Origin of the sequence: Tenacibaculum sp. Mcav3-52, assembly GCF_022347665.1 — a bacterium.
GTDB classification, from domain to species: Bacteria; Bacteroidota; Bacteroidia; order Flavobacteriales; family Flavobacteriaceae; genus Polaribacter; species Polaribacter mesophilus.
In genome coordinates, this window is the sequence record NZ_JAKRGE010000005.1 from 111,244 (window position 1) to 122,472 (window position 11,229).

General features: G+C 31.9%; 9 protein-coding genes. 7 read left to right on the forward strand and 2 right to left on the reverse strand.

Annotated features, from left to right (window positions below; genetic code table 11):
- The first annotated feature begins 7 nt into the window (after positions 1-7).
- Positions 8-1,504, forward strand: coding sequence for a hypothetical protein (locus MHM83_RS13425; protein WP_239180279.1), 1,497 nt, complete (start codon positions 8-10; stop codon positions 1,502-1,504).
- Positions 1,505-2,263: 759 nt separating this feature from the next.
- Here the strand turns inward: MHM83_RS13425 and MHM83_RS13430 are convergent.
- Entirely contained in the window at positions 2,264-3,553 is a 1,290-nt protein-coding gene (locus tag MHM83_RS13430; RefSeq protein ID WP_159611818.1) for a metal-dependent hydrolase family protein, read from the reverse strand.
- A 74-nt stretch (positions 3,554-3,627) separates the two neighbouring features.
- Here MHM83_RS13430 and MHM83_RS13435 point away from each other — a divergent pair, with 74 nt between their 5' ends.
- From MHM83_RS13435 to MHM83_RS13450, 4 genes are all read left to right on the forward strand, one after another.
- Entirely contained in the window at positions 3,628-4,308 is a 681-nt protein-coding gene (locus tag MHM83_RS13435; protein ID WP_159611820.1) for an SDR family NAD(P)-dependent oxidoreductase, read from the forward strand.
- Positions 4,309-4,448: 140 nt separating this feature from the next.
- On the forward strand, positions 4,449-5,042 hold the full coding sequence (locus MHM83_RS13440) for a SprT-like domain-containing protein (protein WP_047789602.1): 594 nt from the start codon (positions 4,449-4,451) through the stop codon (positions 5,040-5,042).
- 7 nt (positions 5,043-5,049) lie between these two features.
- The gene (locus MHM83_RS13445) at positions 5,050-6,111 is read left to right on the forward strand and encodes a mannose-1-phosphate guanylyltransferase (protein WP_073183304.1); all 1,062 of its coding nucleotides are present in this window, start codon (positions 5,050-5,052) and stop codon (positions 6,109-6,111) included.
- 36 nt (positions 6,112-6,147) lie between these two features.
- Positions 6,148-8,133, forward strand: a complete 1,986-nt coding sequence (locus MHM83_RS13450) for a GTP-binding protein (protein ID WP_239180281.1) — start codon at positions 6,148-6,150, stop codon at positions 8,131-8,133.
- On the opposite strand, the gene lpxK is transcribed toward MHM83_RS13450, so the two are convergent.
- A complete protein-coding gene (lpxK, locus tag MHM83_RS13455; RefSeq protein ID WP_239180283.1) occupies positions 8,130-9,161 on the reverse strand; it encodes a tetraacyldisaccharide 4'-kinase in 1,032 nt (343 codons plus the stop codon). The genes MHM83_RS13450 and lpxK overlap by 4 nt on opposite strands.
- Before the next feature lie 101 nt (positions 9,162-9,262).
- Between lpxK and MHM83_RS13460 the strand changes: the two genes are divergently transcribed.
- Complete coding sequence (locus MHM83_RS13460) at positions 9,263-10,357, forward strand: Nif3-like dinuclear metal center hexameric protein (protein WP_239180285.1); 1,095 nt, start codon at positions 9,263-9,265, stop codon at positions 10,355-10,357.
- Between the two features lie 3 nt (positions 10,358-10,360).
- On the forward strand, positions 10,361-11,131 hold the full coding sequence (locus MHM83_RS13465) for a zinc ribbon domain-containing protein (protein ID WP_047789597.1): 771 nt from the start codon (positions 10,361-10,363) through the stop codon (positions 11,129-11,131).
- Positions 11,132-11,229: the final 98 nt, after the last annotated feature.

Consider the following 11,229-nt stretch of genomic DNA (forward strand, 5'->3'; position numbering starts at 1 on the left):
CTAAACCATGAAAAATACCCTTCCCATACTAGCACTTATTCTATCCATTATTGTAATATCTTGTAGAAAAGACTTCAATACAGTACCTAGTTATGGGAAGTTACAGTTTTCAAAAGACACCGTATTTCTAGACACTGTTTTTAGCAATATAGGTTCTGCTACGTATAACTTAAAAGTATACAATAAGAGTAGTAAAACTATTACAATTCCAGAAATCAAATTGGAAAATGGAAATACTTCAAATTATCGATTGAATGTAGATGGATTAGCTGGTGACAGTTTCAATAATATTGATATTTTGGCAAATGATAGTATTTATATTTTTATAGAAACTACTATTAATGTTAACACCATTACCGATCCTTTATATACTGATAAAATATTATTTGATAATGGAGAAAACCAACAAGATGTAGATTTAGTTACTTTAGTACAAGACGCTCATTTTATTTTTCCTTCTAAAAACAGTTCGGGTATTGAAACATTAACTATTAACGGTAAAGAAACCGAAATTCAGGGTCGCTTTTTAACTGACGAAGAACTAACCTTTACTAATGAAAAACCTTATGTCATTTACGGTTACGCTGCTGTACCATCAAGTAAAACACTAACAGTTGAAGCCGGAGCTAAAATTCATTTTCACAATAATTCAGGCTTAATTATTGATAAAGATGCAAACTTTAAAGTGAATGGAACTTTAGATGAAAAAGTAATTTTTGAAGGAGACCGATTAGAACATCAGTTTAGCGAAATTCCAGGACAATGGGGAGCTATTTGGATACGTGAAGGTAGTTTTAACAACGAACTAAATTATACTCAAATTAAAAATGGAACTGTTGGACTTCTTGTTGACGGACAAGATACCTCCTCTCCCACGCTAACAATAAAAAACACTGAAATATATAACAGTTCAAACTATGGTGTTTTAGGTAGAAATACACATATTGAAGGAGAAAACTTAGTAATAGGTAGCGCAGGACAATCTGCATTAGCTTGTACTTTTGGTGGTAAATATAACTTTACCCATGCTACTTTTGCTAACTTTTGGAACAATAGTATTCGTCAATTACCTTCGGTTTTAGTCAACAACCACATTAGTTATCTTAATAATGATAACCAAGAAGTTACAGAGACTAATGATTTGGTTACCGCTAACTTTATAAACTGTATTATTGAAGGAAACAACAACGTTGAATTTATTCTTGATAGAATTGATGGTACAACCTTTAATTACTCGGTTGAAAATTGCTTAATAAAATTTAATGACCTTAATAATTCATTCACAGATAATACTGAATTGAATTTTAATGATACTGAACATTATCAAAATAACATTTTAAACGGAGAGCCTAACTTTAAAGATGTTACTAAAAATGAGTTTATCATTGGTGAAAATAGTGATGCCATTAATAAAGCTAAACCTTCTGCTGTTTCTAATGATATTTTAGGTGTAGACAGAAGCACTTCCTCTGATATTGGAGCTTACCAACATACTAATTTTTAACTCTTCAAAAAGAGTCATTAAACATTAAAATATTTATCAAGCGATATATAGCTTACAAGCTATAAAACGAATTCAAGCTAAAAAATATGTTACTTGTTTTTTTCGTTACATAACTTACCTGTAGTACACTTCTTTTCAACCTAAAAAACACTCCATTCATCGAATTAAAAGTAAAAGAACATAGAATCTAAAATATATTTGTAGTGTATTTGTTTCATTCATAGTAATAAAATAGATTAATTAGTTTGGTTAGTTGAGAGCTATTCTTTATTAATAAACATTGAATAGCTCTTTTTTAAAAAAGAAATCATTAAACATCAAAATATTTGTCGGGGGGCAACACTATAGATACGTATCTATAAATAAAAGGAATGCTGAGCATTCCTTTTTTGTTCTTTTTTATAAATTCTTTACAAAAATAAATTCAAATTAAAAAACATGTTACTTGTTTTTTTCTTTACATAACTTATCTGTAGTAGGCTTCTTCTCAACCTAAAAAACACTCCATTCATCGAATTAAAAGTAAAAGAGCATAGAATCTAAAATATATTTGTAGTGTATTTGTTTCATTCATAGTAATAAAATAAATTAATAAGTTTGGTTAGTTAAGAGCTATTCTTTATTAATAAAATTGAATAGCTCTTTTTAAAAAAAGAAATCACTAAACATCAAAATATTTGTCGGGGGGCAATACTATAGATATATATCTATAAAAAAAGGAATGCTGAGCATTCCTTTTTATTTTTAACGTACTGTTTTTCAATTCATAATTTCTTTATAAACCCTCCCACCTTTCATCACAAAAACTACTTTTTCCATCGTATGAATATTTTGAATAGGATCTTCTCCTACTGCAATGATATCTGCTACAAACCCTTTTTTAATCTGTCCTAACTCATTTTTCATGCCTAATAATGCTGCATTAGTCACTGTTGCAGACTGTATCGTTTCTATAGCAGGCATTCCTGCTTCAACCATGTACCCAAACTCTTTTCCATTCTTACCATGTTTAAAAACTCCTGCATCAGTACCAAAAGCTATTTTTACACCCTTTTTATAAGCTCTTCCAAAAGTTCCTTGTATTTGTGGACCAACAGCTAATGCTTTAGGCACTACAATTTCTGGATAAAAGCCTTTTACTTTAGCCTTCTCTTCTACTTCTTTTCCAGCTGTAATAGTTGGTACCAAATATGCATCGTATTTTTTCATCAACTCCATTGTTTCATCACTCATATAAGTTCCATGTTCAATCGTTTTTACCCCTCCAATTATAGCGCGTTGCATTCCTTCATCTCCATGAGCATGAGCCGCTACATGCATTCCGTAATCTTTAGCTGTTTCACAAATTGCTTTTATTTCCTCAATAGTAAACTGCGGATTGTCTCCGCTTTTGGCCACACTTAATACGCCTCCTGTAGCTGTAATTTTTATACAATCTGCTCCATTTTTGTAACGCTGTCTAACCGCTTTTCGAGCATCTTCTACCGAATTTACCACTCCTTCTTTTGGCCCAGGGTTTCCTATTAGCTTTCTACTGCTTCCATTTGTTGGGTCTGCATGCCCTCCTGTCGTTGCTAAAGATTTCCCCGCAGTAAACACTCTCGGACCTACAATTTTTCCCGCTTTAATTGCTTTAGCTAAAGAAATATTAACCCCTGTTCCTCCCAAATCTCTTACCGTGGTAAAGCCGTTTAACAAAGTGGTTTCGGCAAACTTAACTGAGTTATAAGCTCTATCAGCATCATTCAAAATATATTTTTCCAGTCTTGTTTTCGGACTATGTTCACTTTCAATATGCACATGCATATCAATCAATCCAGGCATTACCACCTTATCTTTCAAATCTATCGTTATATCATCAGTGTTTTCAGGGTTCACATATCCTTTTAACACATCAATAATCTTGTTACCTTTTACAATTATAGTTTGTTGTTCTTTTATTTTACCTTTTTCTGTATCAATTAATTTCCCACAAAATATATAGGTATTTTGAGCAAATGTTGTGATTGACATTGTTAGGAGAACCGCTAAAAAAAGTCTTTTTTTCATGATAATTTAAGAATGATTAAACAATAAATGTAGTGATTTTTATGTAGCTTGCCTTTTTAAATTTTGACAATTACATGAAGAACGTTGTTATTACAGGAACTAGTAGAGGTATTGGTTTTGAATTAGCACAGCAGTTTGCTAATCAAGGACATCAAGTATTAGCCTTATCAAGAAACACAAAACCTTTAGAACTGGTTAGCCACCCAAACATCACTATTATCTCTGTTAATTTATCGAACGAAAGAGATTTACAAAAAGCAGTTGAATTTGTTTCAACTAAATGGAAAGAGGTAGATATCCTTATCAATAATGCAGGAAAGTTGGTTAACAAACCTTTTGAACAACTAACTACGCAAGATTTTGAAGAGGTTTATAAAGTGAATGTTTTTGCAGTTGCTGAATTGACTAAAACCCTTCTACCGTTTATGCAAAAAGGGAGTCATGTGGTAACAGTGAGTAGTATGGGTGGAATTCAAGGAAGCATGAAATTTCCTGGATTAGCTGCCTATAGCTCTGCCAAAGGTGCTGTAATTACCTTATCAGAACTATTAGCAGAAGAATACAAAGAACAACAAATAGCTTTTAATGTATTAGCCTTAGGCGCTGTACAAACAGAGATGTTAGAAGAGGCTTTCCCTGGTTATGAAGCTCCATTATCTGCTAAAGAAATGGCTAATTATATTTTTGATTTTGCTTTAACTGGTAATAAATATTATAACGGAAAAGTGCTACAGGTTTCAAGCTCTACTCCATAATAAAATAACGTGTATCACTTTTAATGATTTTCGTTTAACATAACTGAAAAGAAAATTGTATCTAGAAGTATTAGTTAATTCTCGATACAATTTTTTATTTTTTCATTTTATTTCAAAATAAAAACCGCTCGAACTGACTTTTGAAAAAAACACTAATTAAATACATCCCCAAAGAAGCAATTCCATTAGTTGAATATTTAATTATTGAGCATAAAATCAATTTGAAAATAGTAAGTGAACGCCAAACCAAACATGGTGATTTTCGTCGCTTACCAAATGGTCACATGCAAATTACAGTAAATAACAACTTAAACCCTTATCAATTTTTACTGACGTTAATTCATGAAATTGCACATCATGTTACGTATCAAAAATTTGGAAGAGTACAACCTCATGGTAAAGAATGGAAAACAGTTTTTCAACATTTAATGTTACCTTTTTTACAGCCAGAAATTTATCCAAAAAATATTCTGCCATATTTAGCCAATTATTTAAAAAATCCAAAAGCCAGTACAGATACCGATACAAACTTATCGTTAGCTCTACGAGGAGGTAAAGCAGAAAATGGAAAGCATTTTATATTTGAAGTGCCTGTAGGGAGTGTTTTTAAATTTAAAAATATTTTATATAAGAGAGGAAATAAACGAAGAACTCGTTATGAATGCTTAAATTTAAACAATAAAAAAACCTACTTATTCAATCAAAACGCAGAAATTGAATTAATAAAAACTTAAAATTCTTATGAAGAATAATTATTACGCAGTAATTATGGCTGGTGGCGTAGGTTCTCGTCTTTGGCCTGTAAGTACAGAAAACAATCCTAAACAATTTCATGATTTATTAGGAACTGGAGAATCTTTATTACAAAAAACCTTTTACAGGATCAATCAATTAGTTCCTTCTAAGAATATTTTAATTGCTACGAATCAACGTTATAAAGAATTAATATTAAAACAACTTCCTGAGATTAGCTCAGAACAACTACTTCTTGAACCTACAATGCGCAACACAGCTCCTTGTATTTTATATGCTGCATTAAAAATCCGTCAGCAAAATGAAAATGCTGTGATGTTAGTAGCCCCATCAGATCACTGGATAGAAAACGAAACCGAATTCCTTAAAAACATAGAAACTTCTTTTAACGCTTGCTCAAAGGAAGACATATTAATGACTCTAGGAATACAACCGAATCACCCAAATACGGGGTATGGCTATATTCAATTTGAAGAAAATACTTCTGAAATAAAAAAGGTACAAACGTTTACCGAAAAACCTAATCTAGAAAAAGCTACTCAGTTTTTAGCGAGTGGCGACTATTTATGGAATGCTGGTATTTTTGTTTGGTCTGTTTCTAGCATTTTACATTCCTTTAAAAAACATCTTCCTGAAATGGTAAACATTTTAGAAACCGAAGATAACGTGTACAACACTAATTTCGAAGATGATTTTATTAAAAGCAACTATGAGAAGTGCGAGAATATTTCTATCGACTTCGGAATTATGGAACGCTCTGAAAAGGTACACGTACTCCCTGTAGATTTTGGTTGGGATGATTTAGGTACTTGGGGTTCTTTATATAACAAACTTGATAAAGACACTCATCAAAACGCAACAGTTGGAGCTACAACTATTTTTAAAGATGCCAACGGGAATATGGTTAGTACTAAAAATGGTAAAAAAGTAGTAGTTCAAGGATTACAAGATTTTATTATTGTAGAAAAAGATGATGTATTAGTTATTTGTCCACGTAAAGACGAACAAGACATTAAACAACTACGAACTGAAGCAAAAGAGCAATTTTAACAAACTACCTCTATCTTTATAAGATATTACTGATTAATGGAATATTCCAACACTCTTAACATAGGAATTTTAGCACATGTTGATGCTGGTAAAACTACCTTAACCGAACATTTATTATACCATACAGGAGCTATAAGAAATATAGGGAGTGTAGATAAAGGTTCTACTGTTACTGACAGTTTAGCACTGGAAAAAGAACGTGGAATTTCCATAAAAGCAGCTACCACTTCTTTTATTTGGAATGACACCAAAGTCAATCTGATAGATACTCCTGGACACGTAGATTTTTCTAGTGAAGTTGCAAGAACATTATGTGTGGTAGATGCTGTTGTTTTAGTTATTTCAGCTGTTGAAGGTGTACAAGCTCATACCTTAACTATTGCAGATGCTTTGCAAAAACTGAAAATTCCTACAATAATTTTCATTAATAAAATTGACCGACAAGGAGCAGATACAGAGAATGTTTTAGAACAAATAAAAGATGAGCTTCAAATTAAAACTGTGTCTATCTATACCAGTCATCATGAAGGATTGGACACTGCTTGTATTAATCCCATTTTTCATAATAGTTCGGCTACCAAAGAACAAAAAGAAGCCATTTTAGAAGAGTTAATTGAAACCGATGAAAACCTGTTAGAACAATACTTAAATGGTCACACCATTACTGATGATGTCTATATAAAAACTATTGTAAAAAACACTTCCAAAGCTTTGATTTCACCTGTATTTACAGGAATTGCTAAAAACAACATTGGTGTAAAAGAGCTATTAGATGGTTTAACAAGTTTCATTAAACCAGATAAGAATACTGCCACACAAGAAACTTCTGCTTATGTATACAAGTTAGAGCATCATAAAACTCATGGTGTCATGGCACATGTAAAGGTTTTTTCGGGTGAGTTATCTTCTAAGTCTGTTATTTACAATCATACCCAAGCCGTAGAAACTAAAATAAACCAATCGAAGGTTTTTCATCATACCAAACACATAGACACTACTATTAAAGCAGGTGATATAGGAATTATTACAGGTGTTGTTGATACAAAAACAGGAGATATTCTTGGCAGCCCCGAAGGAATTCCTAAGCTCCCCGAATTAAATACTCCCGTCTTGAGTGTACAAGTGATACCTGATAACAATAAAGATTACAATGCTTTAGCGCAGGCTTTACAAATCATAGACAGAGAAGATCCAACGCTACAATTCAAATGGCATAAACCCGAAAAAGAACTGTTGTTATTACTAATGGGAGATATGCAAATTGAAGTACTTACACATGTTTTATTAGAACGATTTTCAATCCCTGCTACTTTTACAGAACCTCAAATTGTTTACAAAGAAACCATAAGCAAAGCTGCAGAAGGTTATGTTTGTTATTGGATGCCTAAGCCTTGTTGGGCAATTATGACTTTTTTGATTGAACCCGCTCCTTTAAATTCTGGTGTTAGTTATCAATCTATTGTTTCTAAAAACGATATTCATAATAAATATCAAAATGAAATAGCGAGGACTATTCCGAAGGCTTTAGAACAAGGTTTACTCGGTTGGGAAGTTACCGATATAAAAATAACATTGATTAAAGGAGAAGATCATAATGTTCATTCAAGACCTGGTGATTTTAATTTAGCTACTCCAATGGGAATTATGAAAGGTTTACAAGCTGGCGGAACACATTTACTAGAACCGTTAGTTCGCTTTGAAATAAAAACCAATGAAGAGTTTTTAAGTAAAATTATTTCAGAACTTACGACAAGAAGAGCTACTATTAACTCCCCTTCTTTTCAAAATGAAATGCTGCATCTTACAGGAACAATTCCCGTAGCCACTTCTTTAGATTTAAGTATTAAATTGAATACTATTTGTAGTGGTCGTATACGTTTACGAATGGTTTTTCATGGCTATGATGTATGCCCTGAAGGAGAAGGAAAATCGAGAGACTTTAAAGGAGTAAATCCACTGGATGAAGCTCAATGGATATTACACCGTCGTGGCGCATACAAAGCTGACGAACGAGTAATTTAATTCACTTTCTTTATTTCATCCAACATTAAAGAATTAAAAGCTTTCTCTTCTCTTATAAAATGACTTTTTATAGAGATATAATTAAGAGAGTCAACCTTTCCTTCTAAACGCATATAATCCTTTTCGGTAGTTAGTATAATTTTTTCTTGAGATCGCAATTCATCAAAGTTTTTCTTAATAGTTGTAATATCCTGATTCGTGAAATTATGATGGTCAGGAAAGTTTAGATGCTTGAAACTTACTTTCTTTTCTTTCAAAAAATTCAATAAAGGAGTCGGATTCGCAATTCCTGTTACTAACAAAACTTCTTTATCCTGCAAATCATCAATTGTTAACTCTTTTGTTCCTTTTAAATTCTCATCGTAAGCAATCGTTGTAAAGAACACTTTTTGATATGGCTTCGGATTGAGTTTTCTCACTATCTTTTCTTGTTCTGTCTTCGATAAATTCTCAGGACATTTCGTAACCACAATCACACTAGCCCGTTTAGCTCCTCTCCTACTTTCTCGCAAATTCCCTGTAGGCAATACAAAATCATCTACAAATAAATCGTTATACTTGGTTAGTAAAATATAGCTACTCGCCGTTACTTTTCTATGCTGATAAGCATCATCCAACAACACTACTTCTGGCGGATTATTGTGGTGTAACAACTGTTGAATTCCATTAGTTCTATCAGCATCCACAGCTATGGTAACATCTTTTTTAAACTTCTTATAAAACTGTAAAGGTTCATCACCTACATCTTCTGCAGTATGTTTGTCATTTACTAACTGAAATCCTTCTGTTTTACGTTTATATCCACGACTTAAAACAGCAGTATTATAATCATCTTTCAGTAATCGTATCAAATATTCAATCTGTGGAGATTTTCCTGTTCCTCCTACACTCAAATTACCAACAGCAATTACAGGAATATCAAAAGAAGTAGATTTTAAAATACCTACATTAAAAAACCAATTACGAATCCTCGTAATTACATCATACAAAACAGCAAACGGAAATAATAAAAATCGAAGTAGCTTCATTACATCAAAAGTAATAATTTAAGCATTAATCTACAGGATACTTTTATTTTCATTTTTCTACTTTGTAACTTTGCTATATTAATACTTTGAAACTTACCCAAATGCAAATAAAAGACGTCACCAACTACATTGAACAATTAGCTCCGCTTTCGTATGCTGAAGATTTTGACAATGTTGGTTTATTAATAGGTAATTACAGTACTAAAGTTACAGGAATTTTAGTTACCCTAGATACCCTTGAAGAAACTGTAGATGAAGCAATTGCTAATAACTGTAATCTTATTGTAAGTTTTCATCCAATTGTGTTTAGCGGATTAAAAAAAATTAACGGTAACAATTATGTAGAACGTGTTGTGCTGAAAGCTATTCAGCACAATATTGCTATTTATGCTACACATACCGCTCTAGATAATGTTAATAATGGAGTTTCAGCTAAAATGGGAGAAGTTTTGGGATTAGAAAACATGAAAACCTTAATTCCAAAAAAAGGAATCATAAAAAAACTAACTACTTATGTTCCTTTTGCAGAAGCTAATAATCTTCGTGAAAAATTATTTGAAGCTGGCGCAGGTAATATTGGTAATTATGATAACTGTTCTTTTAATGTAGAAGGAAAAGGAAGTTATAAAGGCAATGAAAACTCAAACCCTACTGTTGGTGAAAAGGGTAAATTGATGTTTGAAGAAGAAACCTGCATTACAGTAACATTCGATTCTTATTTAGAAGGAAAAATACTTTCCGCTCTCTTTAAAAACCATCCATATGAAGAAGTTGCTTACGAAGTCATTATCTTAGATAACCAAAACCAAAACGTCGGTATGGGAATGATTGGAGAACTACCTTCGGCGATGAATGAAAAAGACTTTTTATTATTTGTAAAAGAAACCTTTAAAACTGGTTGTGTACGACATTCAGAATTACTTGACAAACCTATTAAAAAAGTTGCAGTACTAGGAGGTTCAGGAAGTTTTGCTATTAAAAATGCCATACGAGCAAGTGCAGATGTCTATATAAGTGCTGATTTTAAATACCATGAATTTTTTAAAGCTGAAAAAAGAATCTTACTTACAGATGTAGGACATTATGAAAGCGAGCAGTTTACAAAAAACCTTTTAGTTGATTATCTTAGCAAAAAATTTAGTACTTTTGCAATTATTTTAAGCGAAAAGAGTACAAATCCAATACACTATATTTAACAGATGGCAAAAAAAGAAGTAACGGTAGAAGAAAAATTAAGAGCGTTATACGATTTACAGTTAATCGATTCTAGAATTGACGAGATTAGAAACGTTCGCGGTGAATTACCTTTAGAAGTTGAAGATTTAGAAGATGAAGTTGCCGGATTAAACAAGAGACTTTCTAATTTAGCTGAGGATGTTAAAAATTTAGAAACTGACATTAGTAACAAAAAGTTAGCGATTGAAGAATCTAAAAACTTAATTACTAAATACGAAGAACAACAAAAAAATGTTCGTAATAACCGTGAATTCGACTCTTTATCTAAAGAAATTGAGTACCAAGAGCTAGAAATTCAATTATCTGAAAAGAGAATTAAAGAATACAAAGCTAAAATTGCTCAAAAGAAAGAGGTTATTGATAACACCAAAGAAAAATTAGCTAAGCAAGAAGCACATTTAGCTCACAAAAAAGGTGAATTAGATGCTATCTTAAAAGAGACTGAGAAAGAAGAGCAATTATTAAAAGAAAAGTCTGAAGAATTTTCTCAATCTATTGACAAGCACTTATTAACGGCATACAAAAGAATTAGAACTAAAGTAAGAAACGGTTTAGCTGTTGTTGCTATTGAGCGTGGAGCTGCAGGAGGTTCTTTCTTCACTATTCCACCACAGGTACAATTAGAGATTGCTAACCGTAAGAAAATTACAATTGACGAGCACAGTGGTCGTATTTTAGTAGATCCTGCTTTAGCACAAGAAGAAAAAGAAAAAATAGACAGCTTATTTGCTTAATATTTTTCTTAAAATATATAAAAAGCCTCCAAAAATTTGGAGGCTTTTTTATTGCTATCAGTTTTGATAATAAAATTAGTGACAATTAAAAATCAAAG

Bases quoted from the DNA above. Each gene is read 5' to 3' on its own strand.
- MHM83_RS13425 (WP_239180279.1), top strand. From the start codon at position 8: ATGAAAAATACCCTTCCCATACTAGCACTTATTCTATCCATTATTGTA.
- MHM83_RS13430 (WP_159611818.1), bottom strand. From the start codon at position 3,553: ATGAAAAAAAGACTTTTTTTAGCGGTTCTCCTAACAATGTCAATCACA.
- MHM83_RS13435 (WP_159611820.1), top strand. From the start codon at position 3,628: ATGAAGAACGTTGTTATTACAGGAACTAGTAGAGGTATTGGTTTTGAA.
- MHM83_RS13445 (WP_073183304.1), top strand. From the start codon at position 5,050: ATGAAGAATAATTATTACGCAGTAATTATGGCTGGTGGCGTAGGTTCT.
- MHM83_RS13450 (WP_239180281.1), top strand. From the start codon at position 6,148: ATGGAATATTCCAACACTCTTAACATAGGAATTTTAGCACATGTTGAT.
- lpxK (WP_239180283.1), bottom strand. From the start codon at position 9,161: ATGAAGCTACTTCGATTTTTATTATTTCCGTTTGCTGTTTTGTATGAT.
- MHM83_RS13460 (WP_239180285.1), top strand. From the start codon at position 9,263: ATGCAAATAAAAGACGTCACCAACTACATTGAACAATTAGCTCCGCTT.
- MHM83_RS13465 (WP_047789597.1), top strand. From the start codon at position 10,361: ATGGCAAAAAAAGAAGTAACGGTAGAAGAAAAATTAAGAGCGTTATAC.